19 protein-coding genes are annotated in these 21,053 nt (G+C 63.0%); 15 read left to right on the forward strand and 4 right to left on the reverse strand.

The window, feature by feature from the left end; translation table 11 throughout:
• Positions 1-42: 42 nt before the first annotated feature.
• A complete protein-coding gene (locus tag U3648_RS01385) occupies positions 43-519 on the forward strand; it encodes an Lrp/AsnC family transcriptional regulator (protein WP_420857694.1) in 477 nt (158 codons plus the stop codon).
• Between the two features lie 116 nt (positions 520-635).
• The gene (locus tag U3648_RS01390; protein WP_420857446.1) at positions 636-2,009 is read left to right on the forward strand and encodes an aspartate aminotransferase family protein; all 1,374 of its coding nucleotides are present in this window, start codon (positions 636-638) and stop codon (positions 2,007-2,009) included.
• A gap of 37 nt (positions 2,010-2,046) precedes the next feature.
• Here the strand turns inward: U3648_RS01390 and hemN are convergent, their stop codons facing one another.
• Positions 2,047-3,402: an oxygen-independent coproporphyrinogen III oxidase gene (gene hemN, locus U3648_RS01395; RefSeq protein WP_420857447.1), complete on the reverse strand. Its 1,356-nt coding sequence runs from the start codon at positions 3,400-3,402 to the stop codon at positions 2,047-2,049.
• Between the two features lie 68 nt (positions 3,403-3,470).
• Here hemN and fnrL point away from each other — a divergent pair, with 68 nt between their 5' ends.
• A complete protein-coding gene (gene fnrL, locus U3648_RS01400) occupies positions 3,471-4,208 on the forward strand; it encodes a transcriptional regulator FnrL (RefSeq protein ID WP_420857448.1) in 738 nt (245 codons plus the stop codon).
• 63 nt (positions 4,209-4,271) lie between these two features.
• On the opposite strand, the gene U3648_RS01405 is transcribed toward fnrL, so the two are convergent.
• Entirely contained in the window at positions 4,272-5,108 is an 837-nt protein-coding gene (locus U3648_RS01405; protein WP_420857449.1) for a universal stress protein, read from the reverse strand.
• Positions 5,109-5,322: 214 nt separating this feature from the next.
• Between U3648_RS01405 and ccoN the strand changes: the two genes are divergently transcribed.
• From ccoN to smc, 10 genes are all read left to right on the forward strand, one after another.
• Positions 5,323-6,927 carry a cytochrome-c oxidase, cbb3-type subunit I gene (gene ccoN / locus U3648_RS01410; RefSeq protein ID WP_420857695.1) on the forward strand — a complete coding sequence of 535 codons (1,605 nt, stop codon included), beginning with the start codon at positions 5,323-5,325 and terminating at the stop codon, positions 6,925-6,927.
• Positions 6,928-6,939: 12 nt separating this feature from the next.
• On the forward strand, positions 6,940-7,665 hold the full coding sequence (ccoO, locus tag U3648_RS01415) for a cytochrome-c oxidase, cbb3-type subunit II (RefSeq protein WP_420857450.1): 726 nt from the start codon (positions 6,940-6,942) through the stop codon (positions 7,663-7,665).
• 12 nt (positions 7,666-7,677) lie between these two features.
• Positions 7,678-7,875 (forward strand): cbb3-type cytochrome oxidase subunit 3, encoded by a 198-nt coding sequence (locus U3648_RS01420; protein ID WP_420857451.1) that lies wholly within the window; start codon positions 7,678-7,680, stop codon positions 7,873-7,875.
• On the forward strand, positions 7,872-8,804 hold the full coding sequence (gene ccoP / locus U3648_RS01425; protein ID WP_420857452.1) for a cytochrome-c oxidase, cbb3-type subunit III: 933 nt from the start codon (positions 7,872-7,874) through the stop codon (positions 8,802-8,804). The genes U3648_RS01420 and ccoP overlap by 4 nt, the downstream gene beginning before the upstream one ends.
• A 214-nt stretch (positions 8,805-9,018) precedes the next feature.
• Positions 9,019-9,666 (forward strand): hypothetical protein, encoded by a 648-nt coding sequence (locus U3648_RS01430; protein WP_420857453.1) that lies wholly within the window; start codon positions 9,019-9,021, stop codon positions 9,664-9,666.
• A gap of 107 nt (positions 9,667-9,773) precedes the next feature.
• Entirely contained in the window at positions 9,774-11,192 is a 1,419-nt protein-coding gene (gene ccoG, locus U3648_RS01435) for a cytochrome c oxidase accessory protein CcoG (protein ID WP_420857454.1), read from the forward strand.
• Entirely contained in the window at positions 11,176-11,658 is a 483-nt protein-coding gene (locus U3648_RS01440) for a FixH family protein (RefSeq protein WP_420857455.1), read from the forward strand. Before ccoG ends, U3648_RS01440 begins: the two co-directional genes overlap by 17 nt.
• A 4-nt stretch (positions 11,659-11,662) precedes the next feature.
• Entirely contained in the window at positions 11,663-13,852 is a 2,190-nt protein-coding gene (locus U3648_RS01445) for a heavy metal translocating P-type ATPase (RefSeq protein ID WP_420857456.1), read from the forward strand.
• A 2-nt stretch (positions 13,853-13,854) separates the two neighbouring features.
• Positions 13,855-14,013: a cbb3-type cytochrome oxidase assembly protein CcoS gene (gene ccoS, locus U3648_RS01450; protein ID WP_420857457.1), complete on the forward strand. Its 159-nt coding sequence runs from the start codon at positions 13,855-13,857 to the stop codon at positions 14,011-14,013.
• Between the two features lie 139 nt (positions 14,014-14,152).
• Complete coding sequence (gene smc / locus U3648_RS01455; protein ID WP_420857458.1) at positions 14,153-17,608, forward strand: chromosome segregation protein SMC; 3,456 nt, start codon at positions 14,153-14,155, stop codon at positions 17,606-17,608.
• Between the two features lie 71 nt (positions 17,609-17,679).
• Here the strand turns inward: smc and U3648_RS01460 are convergent, their stop codons facing one another.
• Positions 17,680-18,852, reverse strand: coding sequence for a lytic murein transglycosylase (locus U3648_RS01460; protein ID WP_420857459.1), 1,173 nt, complete (start codon positions 18,850-18,852; stop codon positions 17,680-17,682).
• A gap of 281 nt (positions 18,853-19,133) precedes the next feature.
• Between U3648_RS01460 and U3648_RS01465 the strand changes: the two genes are divergently transcribed.
• A complete protein-coding gene (locus U3648_RS01465) occupies positions 19,134-19,520 on the forward strand; it encodes a response regulator (protein WP_420857460.1) in 387 nt (128 codons plus the stop codon).
• Here U3648_RS01465 and U3648_RS01470 read toward each other — a convergent pair.
• Positions 19,497-20,471 carry a glutathione S-transferase family protein gene (locus U3648_RS01470; RefSeq protein WP_420857461.1) on the reverse strand — a complete coding sequence of 325 codons (975 nt, stop codon included), beginning with the start codon at positions 20,469-20,471 and terminating at the stop codon, positions 19,497-19,499. The two genes, U3648_RS01465 and U3648_RS01470, sit on opposite strands and share 24 nt — an antisense overlap.
• 229 nt (positions 20,472-20,700) lie before the next feature.
• On the opposite strand from U3648_RS01470, the gene U3648_RS01475 reads away from it, so the two are divergent.
• Positions 20,701-21,051, forward strand: coding sequence for a hypothetical protein (locus U3648_RS01475; protein WP_129678979.1), 351 nt, complete (start codon positions 20,701-20,703; stop codon positions 21,049-21,051).
• The last annotated feature ends 2 nt before the right edge of the window (positions 21,052-21,053 follow it).

Below are 21,053 nucleotides of genomic sequence, written 5' to 3' on the forward strand. Positions count from 1 at the left end.
ATAGGATGAAAACGACCCGCGAGGAAAGAACTGGGACACATGATCAAGCTTGACGACCGTGACATCGCCATCCTGCGGGTGCTGGCCAGCGAAGGGCGCATCACGAAGGCCGCGCTGGCCGAACGGGTCGGGCTGACGCCAACGCCCTGCTGGGAACGGCTGGCGAAACTGGAAAAGGCGGGGCTGATCGAAGGCTATGGCGCGCGGTTCAATCTGCGCAAGATAGGCCCCAGCGTGACGGTTTTCGTCGTGGTGGAACTGACCGACCACACCGCCGCCAGTTTCCGCGCGTTTGAGGCCGCGATGCAGCGCTATGACGAGGTCACCGGTTGTTGGGCGCTGGGGGGCGGCTACGACTATCTGATGCAGGTCGTGACCCGCGACATCGACTGTTATCAGGCGCTGATCGACGCGCTACTTGAGGCGCGGCTGGGGGTCGCCCGATACTACAGCTACATCGTGACAAAGCCGGTCAAAACCGGGGCGCCGCCGCCCTTCGCGGCCTTGCTCGAAGAGTGAAAGATTCTGCGTTGGTCGCCATTGGCAGATGATTCATCTGGATGACGGGTGATTTCCGGTCGCGGTATCGCCGGAATCCCGACATGGTCGGCACAAATGGAATCAAGGAGCCGCCAATGCTGACCAATGACCAACTGAGCCAATGGGATCGCGAGAATTTCTTTCACCCGTCGACCCATCTTGCCCAACATGCGCGCGGTGAAACCCCGACCCGCGTGATCCGCACCGCTGGCGGCGTCCATATCGAAGACCGGGACGGAACCAAGCTTCTGGATGCTTTCGCGGGGCTTTACTGCGTCAATGTCGGCTATGGCCGTCAGGAGATCGCCGAGGCGATCGCCGATCAGGCCCGCGAACTGGCCTATTACCATTCCTACGTGGGCCACTGCACGGAGGCGTCGATCACCCTGTCGAAGATGATCCTTGATCGGGCACCGTCGAACATGTCCAAGGTCTATTTCGGCCTTGGCGGCTCGGACGCGAATGAAACCAACGTCAAGCTGATCTGGTACTACAACAACATCCTTGGCCGGCCGGAAAAGAAGAAGATCATCAGCCGTTGGCGCGGTTATCACGGGTCGGGTCTAGTGACCGGGTCGCTGACCGGGCTGGAGCTGTTTCACAAGAAATTCGATCTGCCGCTGGCGCAGGTCATCCACACGGAAAGCCCCTATTATTTCCGTCGCCCCGATCTGGCCATGTCCGAGGCCGATTTCGTCGCCCATTGCGTGGCGGAACTGGAGGCGCTGATCGAGCGTGAGGGCGCGGATACCATCGCCGCCTTTATCGGAGAGCCGGTCATGGGCACCGGGGGCATTGTGCCGCCGCCCGCCGGCTATTGGGCCGCGATCCAGGCCGTTTTGAAAAAGCATGACATCCTGCTGGTCGCGGACGAGGTTGTGACCGGGTTCGGCCGTCTGGGCAGCATGTTTGGCTCTGATCACTACGGGCTTGAGGCCGATATCATCACCATCGCCAAGGGGCTGACTAGCGCCTATGCGCCGCTGTCGGGGTCGATTGTGTCTGACAAGGTCTGGAAAGTTCTGGAGCAAGGGACCGATGAAAACGGCCCAATCGGCCACGGCTGGACCTATTCCGCCCACCCCATCGGGGCTGCGGCCGGGGTTGCCAACCTGAAGCTTCTGGACGATCTGAACCTGATCCAGAACGCGGGCGAGGTTGGCGCCTATCTGAACGCGGCCATGGCGGATGCGCTGGGTGATCATCCGCACGTGGGCGACATTCGGGGCGAGGGGATGCTTTGCGCCGTCGAATTCGTGAAAGACCGCGACAGCCGCACCTTCTTTGATGCCGCCAACAAGATCGGGCCGCAGGTTTCAGCCGCGATGCTGGCACAGTCCAAGGTGATCGCGCGGGCGATGCCGCAGGGAGACATCATCGGCTACGCGCCGCCCTTCTGCCTGACCCGGACCGAGGCAGACGAGATCGTTGCCGCGACCGTCGGCGCGGTGAAAACCGTGCTGGGCTAAAGCCGATTGGTCCGGCCCCATCGCGGGGGCCGGGCCATCACAGCGCCCGGCTGTGCCGCCCCTCGGGCATGGCGTAGGCGTCGATTTCCTGCGCGGCCAGGCGGGCGATCAGACGGGCATGGTCCGTCAGCCGGATCTTATGCCCCTCGACGACCAGTTGATCCGCGAACCGGCGACGCATCGTGTCGGTCATGTCGAACAGGGCGGCCTCGGGCAGGCCGAACTGTTTGGCCAGTGCTTCGATATCCAGCCCGAAATCGCACATCAGCCGTTCGATCATCACCGCCCTCAGTTTGTCGTCGTCCGACATCGCGTGGCCTCGCGCGGTGGCCAGAGACCCGCCATCAACCGCAGTTGCGTATTTGGACGAGGTCGAGTGGTTTTGCGCGAATCCCTGCGGATACCGCGAAATCGCCGACGCACCCATGCCGATCAGCACCTCCGACGTGTCGTCGGTATAGCCTTGGAAATTCCGGTGCAGGCGACCCTCGCGCGCGGCAACCGCAAGGCTGTCGTCCTTGCGGGCGTAATGGTCGATCCCGATTTCCACGTAGTCATCCCACAGGAACAGGTCGCGGGCGGTATCGAACAGGTCCAGCCGTTCCTCGGCGCTGGGAAGCTCGTCTGAAGGAATCAGAACCTGCCGCTTGGCCATCCACGGGACGTGGGCATAACCATAAAGCGCCACCCGGTCCGGGTTCAGCGATAGGACACGCTGAACACTGTCCGCCATCCGCGCCTTGGTCTGGAACGGCAAACCGTAGAGGATATCCATGTTGAGCGAAGTAACCCCGGCATTGCGCAGCATGGTGACTACGTCACGGGTGTCGGCAAAGCTTTGCTGGCGACCGATGGCGTCCTGAACCTTAGGGTCAAAATCCTGAACGCCGATCGAGGCGCGGGTCATCCCGATTTCAGCCAACGCGTCGATTCTGGGCTGATCGACCTCGGTCGGGTCAATCTCGACCGAGAATTGGATATCATCGGCCCATGGGCGGTAGGTCTTCAGCGCCGCGCCAAGATCACGGATCAGGTCGGGAGGCAGCAGGGTCGGGGTGCCGCCGCCAAGGTGGATCTGGCTGATTTCAACATTCTGGGGTAGGTGCTTGGCCAACAGCGCCATTTCCCGTTTCAGCAGGTCCAGATAGGGGACAAGGGGGCGGTCAGTGGCCGTCCCTTGAGTTCGACAGGCGCAGAACCAGCACAGCCGCCGACAATAGGGAATATGCAGGTACAGCGAAACGCGCTGCCCTTCCGGTATTGCCGCAAGCCACACGGCGGTCTGCTCCGGCCCGACCGCGTCGCTGAAATGGTTCGCGGGCGGATAGCTTGTGTACCGGGGTGCCCTGGCGTCAAAGAGTCCCAGTTGGCGCAGACGTTCGGTTATGGGCATTGCACTTCCTTGGCAAAAATGGGTTACACTGGGCGCAAGTCATGCGCGAAAACGGAGTTGAGCCTGGGATGACCCAGACCACGACTGATTTGGAATGTGCGGGTTGTCCGATCCGTCACAGGGCGGTTTGCGCGACCTGTGACGCGGACGAACTTGAGAAGCTTGAGCAGATCAAGTTCTACCGCAACTACGAGGCCGGACAGCCGATTTCCTGGGCCGGGGACGACATGGCCTTTGTGGGCTCGGTCGTGCGCGGCGTGGCGTCGGTGAGCCGGACGCTCGAGGATGGACGCACCCAGATGGTCGGGCTTTTGCTGCCTTCTGACTTCGTGGGGCGTCCGGGCCGGACGACATCCCCCTACGATGTGACGGCGGTCAGCGACGTGACCCTGTGTTGTTTCCGCAGAAAGCCGTTTGAACACCTGCTTCTGGTCGCGCCCCATGTGGCCGAGCGGCTGTTGGAAATGACCCTTGATGAGCTGGACGCCGCGCGGGAATGGATGCTGGTTCTGGGCCGCAAGACTGCGCGCGAAAAGATTGCCAGTCTGCTGACAATCATCGCGCGCCGGGAATCGGTGATCGGCATGACCAAGACCAAGGGGCCGATTGTCGTCGAACTGCCCCTGACGCGCGAGGCCATGGCCGATTACCTTGGCCTGACGCTGGAAACGGTCAGCCGACAGATTTCCGCTCTGAAGCGTGAAGGGCTGATCGAACTGGATGGCAAGCGCCGGATCATCGTGCCGGATTTCACCGCACTCTTGGACGAAACCGGAGACGACGCGGACGGCGGTCTGATCGCCTGACCCCCGAAAAGGGGAGGGGTGGGGCCGTTGAACGCCCCTATTCCCGGCCCGCGTCCCCATGTCCTAATGCGCCATCAGCAAGGGCAGGGTCGCATTTCCAAGAAGGTCGCGCGTCGCCCCACCAAGGATCGATTCCCGGAACCGGGAATGGCCGTAGGCCCCCATCACGATCAGGTCGGCACCATGTTCTTCGGCAAAACGTTCCAGAACCTCGGACACCCGGGGCAGGGTGCGGGCAAGGATCGACACCTCGGCCTTGACCCCATGCCGGGCGAGCATCAGGCAGATCGCGCCGCCGGGGTCGGACCTTTCGGGGGAATGGCTGGGCGGGTCGATCATCACGATATCGACCTTTTCGGCGGCTTTCAGGAACGGTAGGGCCGCCCGCACCGCGTTAAAGCTTTCGCTGCTTTCGTTCCATGCGACGACGATCCGGTCGAATGGCTTCGCCGCGCCCTTTTCGGGGACAACGAGAACCGGGGCGCCTGTGCCGAACAGTTCAGCCTCTAGGACGCTGACGTGCAGCGGATTTGCCTTGTCGGAGTAGGGCCTGGTGGCAACGACAAGATCGGAATAGCGGGTCAGCCGGCCAACCAAGGTATCGAGGCCAAGATGCGGGATCACCACCGGTTCGATCGCCAGCTTGGACATGTTGGCGGGAAGACCGCCCTTGACCCACTCCTGTAATTCCTCGGCACGGGCTCGCGCCTCGGCCGCGCCGGTTTCCATCACGATGGCCGCCGAACCGGCGGGCAGGGGTTCGTATCTGGCCGGGTCGACCCCGACGCAATGTATGTCCAGATGGGCATCCTGCCGGTCCGCGACCGCCAAGGCGGCAGAAAGGGCGGGACCATCCGCGCCCGCATCGGTCGCCACGAAAGAAATCGTCTGATAGCCCATGGTGCGTCTCCCTGATTGCAGCGTGGGGTCCATCATGGCGGCCAGCTGCTGCGCTGCATTGATCCCTATCAAAGGGCGGCTCACGGAAACTTGACATGGATCAATGCGGCGGTCGGCTGCACGGGCGAAACCCCCAAACAGAGCTGAACGGCCCGAAGGGATGATTCCGTCGACTTGGATCATCCTGAACGGGCGAAAGAAGGGAACGCTTCTCATGTGGGATTGGATCAAGATAGCGGTGTGGGGGCTTATTGCCCTTTTCGCCGCCATTGCCGCGAATTTCGCGCGCGACCTGGCCTACCAGGTCCACGCGATTCTCGTGATGCTGGTCGCCGGTGGCATGTTCGTGTGGACAGTGCGAACCGCTGGCGATGAAAAGGGGCCGGCGCCGACCGGCTATATGGATGGGGTTGTGCGCTATGGCGTGATCGCGACCGCCTTCTGGGGGGTCGTCGGATTCCTCGTGGGCGTATTCATCGCGTTTCAGCTGGCCTTTCCCGAACTGAACTTTGCCTGGGCCGAAGGCTTTGGCAACTTCGGGCGCCTGCGGCCACTGCACACCTCGGCAGTGATCTTTGCCTTCGGGGGCAACGCGCTTATCGCGACATCCTTCTATATCGTTCAGCGGACCTCTGCCGCCCGGCTCTGGGGTGGCAATGCTGGTTGGTTCGTGTTCTGGGGCTACCAGTTCTTCATCGTCCTTGCCGCAACCGGATACCTTCTGGGTGCGACCCAGTCGAAGGAATACGCCGAACCGGAATGGTATGTTGACCTGTGGCTGACGCTGGTCTGGGTGGTCTACCTTGGGGTTTTCCTGGGCACGATCATCAAGCGCAAAGAGCCGCATATCTACGTGGCCAACTGGTTCTTCCTGTCGTTCATCGTGACGGTGGCGCTGCTGCATGTGGTGAACAATATCTCGATCCCGGTGTCGATCTTCGGGTCGAAGTCGGTTCAGGTCTTCGCCGGGGTGCAGGACGCCATGACGCAGTGGTGGTATGGGCACAACGCGGTGGGCTTCTTCCTGACCGCGGGCTTCCTTGGGATGATGTATTACTTCGTGCCCAAGCAGGCGGAAAAACCGGTCTTTTCCTACAAGCTGTCGATCGTGCACTTCTGGGCGCTGATCTTCATCTACATCTGGGCCGGTCCGCACCACCTGCACTACACCGCGCTGCCTGACTGGGCCTCGACCCTTGGCATGGTGTTTTCGATCATCCTGTGGATGCCTTCGTGGGGCGGCATGATCAACGGCCTGATGACGCTTTCGGGCGCATGGGACAAGATCCGCACCGACCCGATCATCCGCATGATGGTCATTTCCATCGGGTTCTACGGCATGTCGACCTTCGAAGGGCCGATGATGTCGATCCGCGTGGTCAACTCGCTGTCGCACTACACCGACTGGACCATCGGGCACGTCCACTCTGGCGCGCTTGGCTGGAACGGGATGATCACCTTCGGGGCGCTCTACTTCCTCGTGCCGCGCCTGTGGAACAAGGAACGGCTTTACAGCCTGCGCCTTGTGTCCTGGCACTTCTGGCTCGCCACGATCGGCATCGTTCTCTATGCCGCCTCGATGTGGGTGACAGGCATCATGGAAGGCCTGATGTGGCGTGAAGTCGATGCGCAGGGTTTCCTCGTGAACTCTTTCGCTGACACGGTGGCCGCGAAGTTCCCGATGTATGTGGTGCGTGGCACCGGCGGGATCCTCTACCTGCTTGGCGCGATCATCATGTGCTACAACCTTTGGATGACGGCCTTTGGCAACCGGGTTCCCGCCCGCGCTGCCGCTGCTGCCGCCACCCCCGCAGAATAAGGAGATCGGATCATGGGTATCCTTGATCGTCACAAGGTTCTTGAAAAGAACGCCACGCTCCTTCTGGTCGCCAGCTTTGCGGTGGTCACTGTCGGGGGCATCGTGGAAATCGCACCTCTCTTCTACCTCGAAAACACCATCGAGGATGTAGAGGGGATGCGGCCCTACTCGCCGCTGGAACTGGCCGGGCGTGACATTTACATCCGCGAAGGGTGCTATGTCTGCCACAGCCAGATGATCCGGCCGATGCGGGACGAGGTGGAACGCTACGGACATTACAGCCTTGCGGCTGAATCGATGTACGACCACCCGTTCCAGTGGGGGTCAAAGCGGACCGGGCCGGATCTGGCCCGCGTCGGCGGCCGCTACTCGGATGAATGGCATGTGGACCACATGACCGATCCGCAGTCGGTGGTGCCGGAATCGGTTATGCCGAAATACGGCTTCCTTCTGGATCGCGAACTGGATGGGCAATACATCGGGGAACTGATGTCCACCCACGCGCTGGTCGGCGTCCCCTACGACGAGGAGATGATCGCCTCGGCACAGGCGGACTTTGCGGTGCAGGTCGATCCGTTCGGCGACACCGATGGGCTCTTGACCCGCTATCCGGGCGCGCAGGTGCGCAACTTCGATGGTCAGGACGCCCTGACCGAGATGGACGCGCTGATCGCCTATATGCAGATGCTCGGGACGTTGGTCGATTTCTCGACCTTCACCCCCGATGCAAGCCGCTAGGGGGAGGGTCTGATGAACTATCACATCCTTCGTGAAATCGCTGACAGCTGGGTGCTTCTGGCGCTGTTTCTGTTCTTCATCGGTGTCTGGTTCTGGGCCTGGCGGCCCGGATCCCGCCCGACCCACGAAGATGCGGCCAACGTTATCTTCCGGCACGAAACAGCCCCGGCCCAAGACACTGAACCGACCAATTCGGAGGCTCGGACATGAGCAAGCAAGAAGAAAAGCCCGATGTCGGCACGACCGGCCATAGCTGGGACGGGATCGAGGAACTGAACAACCCCTTGCCACGCTGGTGGGTCTGGCTGTTCTACCTCACCATCGTCTGGGGCATCTGGTACACCATCGCCTATCCGGCCTGGCCGGGGATCAAGGACGCGACCGCGGGCTACCTTGGGTATTCCACCCGGGGCGAAGTCGCCGCCGACATCAAGGCCGTCGAAGATGCCAACGCCGCCCTGACGGCAGAGCTGGCCTCTGTCGATCTGGCCACGCTGGCTGACAACGCCGAACTGAACCAGTTTGCGGTCAACGCTGGCGGGGCGGTTTTCCGCGCCAACTGTTCGCAGTGTCACGGGTCCGGTGCTGCCGGGGCCAAGGGCTATCCGAACCTTCTGGATGACGAATGGCTCTGGGGCGGGCGTATCGACGAGATCGCCTATACCGTCAGCCACGGCATCCGCAACGAACAGTCGTTCGATGCACGCGGGTTTGGGGGCGAAATGCCCGCCTTTGACGGTGTCCTTGCCGACGAGGAAATCGACGCAGTCGTGGCCCATGTGCTTGCCCTTGCCGGGGAAGACCATGACGCCGCGCTTGCCGAAACCGGGGCGACGCTGTTCCTTGACAACTGTGCCGCCTGTCATGGCGACAACGGCGAGGGCAGCCTTGCCGCGACCCGCAGCTATGAAGACCCCGAGGACCTGATCGCCAACGGCGAGATGACCGGCGCCCCGGCGCTGAACAACAAGGTCTGGCTGTTCGGTGGCGATGCCGCGTCGATCCGCGAAAGCATCGTAGGTGGCCGCGCCGGTGTCATGCCCGCGTGGAACGAAGACTTCCGTCCCGCCGGTGGCCTGACCCAGGCCGAGGTCAATGCGGTTGCCGCCTATGTCCACCAGCTGGGTGGCGGGCAATAAAGACTTCCTCCGGCCCGTTGCAGCAGGCCGGAAGAACCATCGGTCACGGGCTCTGTTCGCGCATGTCGCTTGACCGATGTTCCCTCTGGCGAGAGGGCAGTTACCCCCGGCGGGCCATTGGGTTCGGCGGGGGTAATTGTTTCGGGAGAACGGGCGCGGGCGCAGATTCCTCTGAGATGTGCTATAGTTGCCCAATACAGTCGGAGGATGAACGATGGCACGTGGCGCACCTGTGAAATTCACGGACAATATTTTCTGTAATTGGGGGCCTGCGGGCCGGTTCCTTGCAGTCATGATGCCAATCCCCGGCGAATTGCGATGGGGTTATGACCTGACCAATGGCCAATGCAAGATCGTCGTCCACGGCATCCAACACCAGCAGGGCGCGACCAGTGCGCTGTCTTTCGAATTCGGGGCGAACGTTGGGATCGGCATCGGCCCGATCGGCTTTACCTTTGGGGCGGGCATGGGCGCATCCATCCGGACCGGCTGGACGATCGAGGTTGACCCGGAGGTGAAGTATCTGAAGTGCCCCGGCGACAAGGGCTGCCAAAAGGTGGTGAAGGTCGATCTGTTTCGAAACTATGAATACGAGGCATTGGTCAAGACCGCGCTGGGTTTCGTGACGCAGGCGTCGGGCAAGGTGACCAAGGATACGTCGAAGATGGGCACGATCTACCTGAAGACGCCCTGCGACGGGAACTGTTGCCCGGGCGCTGGGGTGGCCTTTGCCCAGGCCGCGCAGGTCAAGGATGCGCTTCCGGCCAAGCCCAAAGAGCGGCTTCCCGCAGATGGCGAGCGGCCATGGAGGCCCTTTGACCGGTCGCCGGAGGTCCAGAAGACCGAGTTGAAAATGGAGTAACCCGCAGACCTGCGACAAAAACCATTGATCCATATCAAGGCGTGGACAGGGCTGACCCTTCAGAACAGGCCTGCGAACAGACTCATTTGATTTGGGATTCCTGCCTGATGTCCTCTTCTGAAACGCCGCCGCCGCTCTACGCCGCGCGAGAACCTGTTTTTCCGCGCCGGGTTTCCGGAAAGTTCCGGAACCTGAAATGGTGGATCATGCTGGTCACGCTGGGGATCTACTATCTGACCCCTTGGATTCGCTGGGACCGCGGCCCAGAATTGCCGGATCAGGCGGTGCTGGTCGATATGGCCGGGCGGCGGTTCTTCTTCTTCTGGATCGAGATTTGGCCGCATGAGTTCTATTTCATCGCGGGCCTGCTGATCATGGCGGGATTGGGTCTGTTCCTGTTCACCTCGGCCATGGGGCGGGTCTGGTGCGGCTATACCTGCCCGCAGACCGTCTGGACCGATCTGTTCATTCTTGTCGAACGCTGGGTCGAGGGCGACCGCAACGCGCGGGTCCGCCTGTGGAATGCCAAATGGGATGCGCGAAAGGTCCGGCTGCGGCTGACGAAATGGGTCCTTTGGGCGCTGATCGGCCTCGCCACGGGCGGGGCGTGGGTGTTCTATTTCACCGATGCGCCGACGCTGTTTGTCAATCTTCTCAACGGCACCGCCCACCCGATCGCCTATACCACCATGTTCATCCTGACGGCGACGACCTTCTTCTTTGGCGGGGTCGCGCGGGAACAGGTCTGTATCTATGCCTGCCCCTGGCCGCGGATTCAGGCTGCAATGATGGATGAGGACACGATCACAATCGCCTATCGCGAATGGCGCGGTGAGCCGCGCGGCAAGGGAAAGAACCGCGACGGCATGGGCGACTGCATCGACTGCATGGCCTGCGTGAATGTCTGTCCAATGGGGATCGACATTCGCAATGGCCAGCAGATGGAATGTATCACCTGCGGCCTGTGCATTGATGCCTGTGACGACATGATGGAAAAGATCGGCAAGCCGCGTGGGCTGATCGACTATATCGCGTTGAAGGACGAGGCCCGCGAACGCGAAGGCAAGCCGCCCGCGCCAGTGATCAAGCATATCCTTCGGCCCCGGACGATCCTTTATACTGCGCTATGGTCTGCCGTCGGTCTGGGCCTTGTGTTCGCCCTGTTCATCCGGCCCGATATCGACATGACCGTGGCCCCCGTCCGCAACCCGACCTTTATCGTCCAATCCGATGGGACCGTGCGCAACGTCTATGACATCCGCTTGCGCAACAAGCACGGAGAGGCGCGGCCGTTTGGCATGGCCCTGAACTCGGACGCGCCGCTCAGCTTGGACATCGAAGGCGCGGATGGTAGCCTTGTGATGGTCCCGGCGGACGAAATGCGCCAGATCCGGGTCTATGTGGACGCAGGCCCCGACAGCGCTGCAGCAACGATGGACCGCACTGAATTCACGTTCTGGGTCACGGACCTGAACAGCAACGAACGGGCCTACACCAACACGGTCTTCAATGGACGAGGCAACTGATATGGCAGTCTTCTCTGGCCCCATCACCGGCCGCAAATTCTTTGTGATCTTCGCGTCTTTCTTCGTGGTGATCATCGGCGTCAACATTGCCCTCGCAGTCAGCGCTGCCCGCACCTTTCCGGGGCTTGAGGTCAAGAACTCTTACGTCGCGTCGCAGCAGTTCGATGTGCAACGCGCCGCGCAAGAGGCGCTGGGCTGGACCATCGACGCACGGGTTCAACAGGGAGAATTGCACCTGACCATCACCGATGCCAACGGCACCCCGGTCGAGGTGCAGTCGGTTAGCGGCACCTTCGGGCGGGCGACCTCGGTTCGCGATGACCAGACCCCGAATTTCGCCTTTGACGGTCAGATGTACCGCGCGCCGGTCACGACCGCGCCGGGCAACTGGAACCTGCGGTTCGAAGCCATTGCCGAGGATGGCACGCTGTTCCGGCAGCGGGTCGTGGTGATCGTGGAAAGCTAGGGACATGTCGGCGACCGAATATCACTCTGCCGCGGTTTGTCCGGGCTGCATCGCGGGCGAAGGCGTCGCCCGCCGCGCTGCCGACGACGCCAGCCTTGGCGCTCGCGATATTCAATTGTCGCTGCCGACGATCCATTGCGCGGCCTGCATTTCGACCGTCGAACGCGGGCTGATGCAGCGCGCCGGGGTCGAAGATGTGCGGGTGAACCTGACCCGGAAGCGGGCCACTGTTCGCGTCTCGGCCGGGGTGGAAACCGCCGACATCGTGCGGGCCGTGTCGTCGCTGGGATACGAGGCGCAGCCGCTGGATGCCGCGACGCTCAGCGCCGGGGAAAGCGACCGGGCGGCCCGCGATATGGCGATGCGGCTTGGCGTGGCCGGGTTTTCCATGATGAACGTCATGCTGCTGTCGGTGGCGGTCTGGTCGGGGGCGTCGGATGCGACCCGCGATCTGTTCCACTGGATTTCGGCCGCCATCGCCCTGCCGACCATCGCCTTTTCCGCGCAGCCGTTCTTCCGCTCTGCCCTGTCGGCGCTGAAGGTTGCCCGGCTGAACATGGATGTGCCGATTTCGCTGGCGATCCTGTTGGCGGGGGCAATGTCGCTTTATGAAACGATCTCGCACGGGGAACACGCCTATTTCGATGCGGCCCTGTCGCTGACATTCTTCCTTCTGGCCGGGCGCTATCTGGATCAGAAGATGCGGTCTACCGCGCGATCGGCAGCGGCGGAGCTGGCCGCGATGGAGGTGCCTGTCGCCCTGCGCCTGTCCGATGACGGGGCGGAAACGGTCTCGGTCCGGGATGTAGCGGTTGATGATCTGCTGATGGTCCAACCGGGCGCACGGGTTCCCGTCGACGGGGTCATCACCGAAGGCAATTCCGAACTGGACCGGGCCTTCCTGACCGGGGAAACCGACCCTGTCGCCGTTGGTCCCGGTGCCGATCTGAAGGCCGGAGAGGTCAACCTGACCGGTGCACTGATCATGCGGGCCACGGCGGTTGGCGGCGATACGTTGCTGCACAATCTCGCCGAACTCATTTCGAACGCCGAGGCGGCAAAGTCGCGCTACAACACGCTTGCCGACCGGGCCGCGCGGATCTATGCGCCTGCGGTTCACCTGCTGGCCCTGATCGGCTTCATTGTCTGGATGTATGTGACCGGGGGTGATGTGCGGCACGCGCTGAATATCGCCGTGGCGTTGTTGATTATCACCTGCCCCTGTGCATTGGGCCTTGCCGTGCCTGCCGTGTCCACCGTCGCATCGGGGCGGTTGTTCCGGCTCGGATTGCTGGTCAAGCACCCCTCGGCGCTGGAACGTCTGGCCGAGGTGGACGAGGTGATATTCGACAAGACCGGCACTCTGACGCGCGGCACCCCGGTGTGCACCAACATGGCCGATCTGCCCGACAGCGCTCTGTCCGTCGCTGTGGCGCTGGCTGAAGCCTCCGGTCACCCCAGGTCGCGCGCCATTGTCGAGGCCGCCCGCGGGCGCGACCTGCCGCGTGTCCGGGTCACGGACATAGTAGAGGTGCCAGGCTTTGGGGTCGAAGGGACGTTGAATGGCGCGCAGGTCCGTCTGGGTCGGGCGCAATGGGTCGGGGCCGAAGGGGCAGGCAGCGGAACCGTGTTGCGGCTGGCCGACGGTGCCTTGCATGACTTCCGTTTCGAAGACGCCCTGCGGCCCGGCGCGGCCGGTTTGATTGCGGCACTAAAGGCGCGGGGGCTTCCCGTGACGCTTTTGTCCGGGGATGCCGAGGCGCCGGTCCGGTCCTTGGCAGACGACCTTGGGATCGACGACTGGCATGCTGGTGTCCTGCCCGATGGCAAGGCGGACCTGCTGCGCCAGCGGGCCGAGGCGGGCAAGCGCGTGCTGATGGTCGGCGACGGGCTGAACGACACGGCGGCACTTGCGCTTGCCCATGTGTCCATCGCGCCTGCCTCCGCGCTTGAGGCGACGCGGGTCGCGGCGGACCTTGTCCTGATGGGCGCAGACCTGTCGAAAATCGCGGACGGGCTGCGGATCGCCGGCTCTGCCCGGAGGCGCATTCTGGAAAACTTCGGGGTGGCGGCTGTTTACAACATGATCGCGGTTCCGGTCGCCTTCCTTGGCTTTGCAACGCCGCTGGCGGCTGCTATCGCCATGTCGTCGTCGTCGATCATCGTTTCCCTGAACGCATTGCGGACCCGCTAGCCATGGAAGTTCTGTCCCTCCTCATCCCCATTTCGATTGGTCTTGGCGCCATTGGGCTGGCGGCGTTCTTCTGGACGATGAAGAGCCAGCAATACGATGACCCCGAAGGGGACGCGGCGCGGATCCTGCGGGACGATTACGACGATCATCCGGCGGAGTAGGCCCGCCGATCGGCAGATTTCCGCAATATCTTGTGGATAACCCCGGTGGTTTTCCCAGATGCTGGGGGTATCCGTTGACTCTGGCACGCTGCCCCCGCCAGACTTCCTCAAACCAAGAATCAAGAACGGGGCAGTCCCTTTGCGCTTTTCCAAGCTGCGTCTGAATGGCTTCAAAAGCTTCGTTGACCCGACCGATCTGGTGATCGCGGACGGGCTGACCGGCGTCGTCGGGCCGAATGGCTGTGGCAAGTCAAACCTTCTTGAGGCGCTGCGCTGGGTCATGGGCGAAAACCGGCCGACCGCGATGCGGGGCGGCGGCATGGAAGACGTGATCTTTGCGGGGACGACCAGCCGTCCGGCCCGCAACCATGCCGAGGTCAGCCTTGTGATCGACAACGGCGAACGTCTGGCCCCGGCGACCTTCAACGACAGCGACATTCTTGAGATCACCCGCCGGATCACCCGAGATGTCGGGTCGGCCTATAAGGTCGGGTCCAAGGATGTGCGGGCGCGGGACGTGCAGATGTTGTTCGCCGATGCCTCGACCGGGGCGCATTCGCCCGCGCTGGTCCGGCAGGGGCAGATTTCGGAACTGATCAACGCAAAGCCGAAGAACCGGCGCCGCATTCTGGAAGAGGCGGCAGGGATTTCCGGCCTGTATCAGCGGCGGCACGAAGCCGAGCTGAAGCTGAAAGGCGCGGAACAGAACCTTGCCCGCGTCGATGATGTTCTGGAACAACTGGCCAACCAGTTGGGGCAGTTGGCGCGGCAGGCCCGTCAGGCGGCCCGCTACCGCGAGATCGGGGAGAACCTGCGCAAGTCCGAGGGGCTACTGCTCTACCGTCGCTGGAAAGAGGCGGAAGAGGCGCGCATGGCCGCCGTGGCCCAATTGCAGGAACGGACCGTCACCGCATCGCAGGCAGAGGCCGCGGCCCGCGCCGCCACCAAGGCCCGCACCGCGCGGGAAGAGGGGCTGCCCCCCCTGCGCGAGGAAGAGGCGATCGCCGCCGCCGTGCTACAACGGTTGCAGGTCCAGCGCGACAGCCTGAAGGAACAGGAAGCTCGCGCGATCGAAACGATCCAGACCCTGCGCAACCGGATCGACCAGCTGTCCCGTGATATTGAGCGCGAGGCGGGGCTGAACAAGGACGCAGGCGAGACCATCGACCGGCTGGAGTGGGAGGCCCGCGAGATTGCCAAAGCGGGCGAGGGGCATTCCGGCCGGTTGGAAGCCGCGCAGGAGGCCGCCCGCGAGGCCGCAAGTGTCTTGCAGGAACGCGAAAGCGACCTGAGCCAGATGACCGAGGATGTGGCCCGTCTTGCCGCCCGGCACCAGTCCGCCCAACGGCTTCTGGACGATAGCCGCAAGACGCTTGAGAAGGCAGAGGCCGACGCGGCCCGCGCCACCGCTGCGATGCGGGATGCGGAAACGGCCCTTGCCCGTGCCGAAGAGGATTTCGCCCGCGCCGCCGAGGCCGAGGCCGAGGCTGTCGCCCGTGCCGAAGGGGCCGAGGAGGCGCTGATCGAGGCGGAAGCGGCCCGCGCCGACACCCAATCCCGCGAAGTGGATGCCCGCGCCCTGCGGTCCGCCGCCGAGGGCGAGGCCAATGCCCTGCGCGCCGAGGTTGCGGCCCTTGCCCGGCTGGTCGAACGCGACACCGCCGAGGGCGGGCAGGTGATGGACATGCTGCGGGTGCAGGGGGGCTATGAAAAGGCGCTGGGCGCCGCGCTGGCCGATGACCTGCGGGCCCCCGCGATTGATGGCGACGGCAAATCCGGCTGGGCCGTTATGCCCGCCTATACCGATCCCCAGTCGCTGCCCGATGGTGTGCAGGCGCTGACCAATTTCGTCACAGTGCCAGAGGTGTTGGTGCGCCGGATGGGGCAGGTGGGTCTGGTTGACGCGGCGGACGGTCCCCGTTTGCAGGCCGCGCTGAAACCGGGCCAGCGGCTGGTCAGCATTGAAGGGGACCTGTGGCGCTGGGACGGGTTCCGCGCCGGGGCCGAGGATGCACCATCAGCGGCGGCCTTGCGGTTGCAGCAGTTGAACCGGCTGGTCGAGTTGAAGCGCGATCTTGAAGAGGCCAACGCAAAGGCCGACGGTGCCCGCATGGCGCATGAGGCGCTGACCCAGCGGCTGGCCGATCTGACCGATGCCGATCAGGCCGCCCGCACGGCCCGGCGAGAGGCTGACCGGCAGGTGGCCGAGGCAAACCGCGCCCTGTCCCGGGCCGAGGCCGACCGGAACCTTGCCGAGGGCAAGCTGGAAAGCTCTGGCCTTGCCGTGAAGCGGCACGAGGAAGAGGCGATGGGCGCCCGCGCCTCGATGGCCGAGGCCGAGAAATCCGCGCGTGACCTGCCGGATCTGGGCGATGCCCGCGCGGCGGTCGAAGATATCAAGGTCACCGTCGAAGCTGCCCGAATGACCATGATGGCCAAGCGGTCGGCCCATGATGAGGTGCGCCGCGAAGGTGAAGCCCGGTTGAAGCGCAGCCAGGAGATCACCAAGGAAATCTCGGGTTGGAAGCACCGGTTGGAGACTGCGTCGAAACGGTCGGCGGAATTGGCCGAGCGTAAGGCCGCATCCGAAGAAGAGCTGGCCGAGGCGACTGCCGCGCCCGAGGAAATCGCGATCAAGCGCGAGGAATTGTCGGAGGCGATCGACGAGGCCGAGGCCCGCCGGAAGATGGCGGCAGACAAGCTGGCCGAGGCGGAAAATGCCCTTCGCGACGCACAGATGACCGAACGGGAAACCGAGCGTGCCGCCTCTGAAGCGCGCGAGGCCCGCGCCCGTGCCGAGGCCCGGAACGATGCTGCCCGCGAAACGGTCGCCTATGCCGCCGAACGGATCATGGAGGCGCAGGAGGTCACGCCGGACAAGCTTTTGGAAACCCTGGACGCTGACCCGGAGAAAATGCCGCCCTCCGACCAGATCGAGGCGCAGGTCAACGCCCTGAAACGGCAACGCGATGCGCTGGGTGCTGTGAACCTGCGGGCCGAGGAAGACGCCAAGGAGGTCCAGCAGGAATTCGATACGCTGACCAACGAAAAGCAGGACCTTGAGGACGCGATCAAGGCGCTGCGCTCTGGCATCGCCAGCCTGAACAAGGAGGGGCGCGAACGGCTTCTGACCGCCTTCGAGCAGGTCAACGAGAGCTTTGGTCTGTTGTTCACTCACCTGTTCGGCGGGGGCGAGGCCAAGCTGGTCATGGTCGAAAGTGACGACCCTCTGGATGCGGGGCTGGAAATAATGTGTCAGCCGCCGGGCAAGAAGCTGGCCACCCTGTCACTGCTCTCCGGGGGCGAACAGACCCTGACGGCGCTGGCGCTGATCTTTGCGGTGTTCCTTGCCAACCCCGCGCCGATCTGCGTGCTGGACGAAGTGGACGCGCCGCTGGACGATGCCAACGTGACCCGGTTCTGTGACCTTCTGGACGAGATGTGCCGCCGGACCGATACACGCTTCCTGATCATCACACACCACGCGGTGACAATGGCCCGTATGGACCGCCTGTTCGGGGTGACGATGCAGGAAAAGGGCGTCAGCCAATTGGTCAGCGTCGACTTGAAGAAGGCCGAACAGATGGTCGCCTGAGACAGGTAGGGTGGGTCAAGACCCACCTTACTTGCGCGGATCGTGGGGTAGGTTTGAACCCTCCCCTGCCGCTACAATCGGTTCAACAGATCGCGCGTTGGCCATGCATCGGCCGGCAATCCCAGCCGCTCCTGTTCGGTCTGGACCGCCTCGCGGGTCTTTTCGCCGATGATCCCGTCAATGCCGCCAACGTCATGGCCCCGCGCCTCCAGCTTGCGTTGCAGGGCTATCACCTCTTCGCCCGACAGGGGCGGAGAGGGATTGCCCGCGTCATAGACCGGCGCGCCCATGATCCGGGTGCCGAAATAGGCGGCGGTGGTCACATAGACCATCGACTGGTTCCATTCGAAATAGACGTGGAAGTTTGGATAGGCGAGGAAGGCTGGACCATCCCGCCCCATCGGAAGCAGGACCGAGGCGGGCAGCCGGTCCGGGCCAAGGTTACCGGCGCGGGCCCGGACGCCAAGGCGTTCCCAGTCCCGGACGGACATTTCATGGTTCAGCCCCGTCAGGGACCAGTCCAGCGAGTCGGGCACGACGATCTCTTGCAGCCACGGTTCATTCGGGCGCCAGCCGAGGGACGACAGCACCTGCGCCCCGGACATCAGCGCATCGGCCGACGATCCCTTGAGGTCAACATGGCCATCCCCATCGCCGTCCCGGCCGTTTTCAATAATGTCGCCGGGCAGCATCTGCACTTGGCCGATTTCACCGGCCCATGCGCCGGTCGTCCGGTTCGGGTCGAAATCTCCGCGTGTATACAGCTCCAGCGCGGCAAAGACCTGTGGCCGGAACAATTCGGGGCGGCGACAGTCGTGCGACAGGGTGACCAGCGCGTTGAGCGTGTTGAAATTGCCTTGCACCTGCCCGAAATCGGTTTCGAACGCCCAGAAGGCCAGAAGGACGCCACGCGGAATTCCGAACTCCCGCTCGATCCGACGGAAGGTTGCATCGTTTCGCTGGCTGTAGATCGCTGCGTTGTCGATCCGGTTCTGCGAGATGAGCGAACGGCTGAAGCTGATGAAGTCCTTTTGGAAGACCCCCTGCCGCCGGTCAGCGTTGATCACGTCCTGATCCTGTCGGGCGTTGGCAAAGAAGCCGTCGACGGTCGCGGCGTCATAGCCCATGGATCGGGCTTCCTGGCGCAGTCCATCGACAAACCCGGAAAAACTTCCGCCACATCCTTGCGCGGTGGCGCCGGTTCCAAGGAGAAGGGTCGCTACAAGGGTCAAGGCGCTGCGCATGTTCTGGCTCCGGTCTGTTGATGTTGGCGGAGGGTATCAGCCTGATGCCGTGAAACAAGGGATAGGTTCCCGGCGGCCCGCGCCAGTCCGGTTCGGTCATTTCTTGCTTATGTCGAGGGACGCACTGGCGGTTCCTTGCGCATGGCCGCGTTTCTTGTGGATGATCCTGTGGGGAACTCTGCCCTGTGCAAAAATGTTAACCCTTCGTTAATAAATGGAGCAGATGCAGGAGGAGGGATGGTTGCGGTGTTGGCTGGTTGACTGGTTTCGGGGCTGAAGCGATGAACATTTTGATTGTAGAGAGCAATGCGGCGCTGGCCGCAATCTGGGCGCGACATCTTGAACGGATGGGGCACCGGGTTGACGTGGCGGGCACAGCCGATGACGCCGTCGCCCGGATCGCCGAAGCGCGGCCGGAGGTAATCCTGATCAACCTCGTTCTTGAGGAGGGCAGTGCGCTGGGCGTCGCAGACTACGCGCGGATTCGTTGCCCGGACACAAATATCGTCTTTGTAACCGATACACGGTTCTTCTCGGACGGATCGATCTTCAACTTTTCACCCAACGCCCGCGCCCTGGTCAAGGCCGAGACAGACCCCGACGATCTGGCGGCCATCGTCGAACACTATGGCCGCCCCGTCGCATCAGCCGCGCCCGTGCGGCTCTGACAGGTTCAGAACCGGACCTGTCGGCACGATCCGGTGCGGATTGATCGTGTCGTGGCTGTAGTGGTAGTGCCGGGTGATGTGATCGAAATGCACGGTCTCGGCCACGCCGGGGATCTGATACAGTTCGCGGGTGTAGGCCCAGAGGTTCGGGTAATCGACGATCCGTTTCCGGTTGCATTTGAAGTGACCGTGATAGACCGGGTCGAACCGGATCAACGTGGTGAATAGCCGCCAGTCAGCCTCGGTCAACTGATCCCCCATCAGATAGCGGTTCTGTGCCAGCCGGTCTTCCAGCCAGTCCAGGCTGTCGAACAGCGGGCCAACCGCGGCGTCATAGGCCTCTTGCGTGGTGGCAAAGCCGCTTTTGTAGACCCCGTTGTTGACGGTGTCGTAGATGCGGGCGTTGATCGGTTCGATCGCCTCGCGCAAGTCTTCGGGCCAGAAGTCGGCGGTGTTGCCGGTGATCCCGTCGAAGGCCGAATTGAACATGCGGATGATTTCAGAGCTTTCGTTGGACACGATGGTCTTGGTCACCTTGTCCCAGAGGATCGGCACGGTCACACGGCCGGAGATCTTGGGATCGGCCCGGAGGTAGATGTCGCGGGCGAATTCAGACCCGAACAAAAGGTCGCCGGTCGCGCCGGGAAAATCGGTCGAGAAGGTCCAGCCGTCCGACAGCATGTCGGGGTGCACGACGGAAACGCCGATGTGATCCTCCAGCCCCTTCAAGGCGCGGAAGATCAGCGTGCGGTGCGCCCAGGGGCAGGCGTAGGACACATAGAGGTGATAGCGCCCGGATTCCGCCTTGAACCCGGCATAGCCCGTTGGCCCCGCCGACCCGTCTGCGGTGATCCAGTTGCGGAAGGTTGTCGTGGTCCGGACGAATGCCCCCCCGGTCTTTGAAGTGTCATACCAGGTGTCCTGCCAGACGCCGTCAACAAGCTTGCCCATCGTGATCTCCTTTCAGTTCCCAAAAGACCTAGTCCTTTGCGGGGCCGGGATCACCCCCGCTACGGGCGCAGGTAGTCTGCGCAGATGCACAGGCGGGGCTGGTAGTGGTCCAAAGGCGGCGACCCACCATATGCTGTGTCAGGCGTGGAAGAACCTTTGTGATACAAAAGGTTAACTTGATTTCAATCCAATATGCGCCATGATCCACCCCGGATGGAGGAGACTGACAATGTCCGATTTCTTGCCCGAAGCGGTCCGCAAGGGACTGGAAGACGCCCGCAAGGCGGCGCTACGCCGGTCGTCCCGGCTGTGCGTGCACGTGGATGACAAGGTCTATCGCGTGCTTCGGCTTTGGGATGGCGGGTTCAGCACGGATGCCGAAGACGCGCCGCATCTGCGCGGCTATGTCGACCTCTACGATGGCATGCGCCACCTGTCGTCCTGCCTCGTCGTCGCCTCGGAACAGCAGGGCGATGAAATGGTGTTCGAATTCAAGTGGAACACGGCCGTGTCCGATCGCCCCGCCGCGGATTTCGTGCGGGAACAGGACGCGCCGGTCGCCTTGATCACCGCACGCTAGGC

The organism is Marivivens marinus, from assembly GCF_035969385.1.
Lineage (GTDB): Bacteria > Pseudomonadota > Alphaproteobacteria > Rhodobacterales > Rhodobacteraceae > SELP01.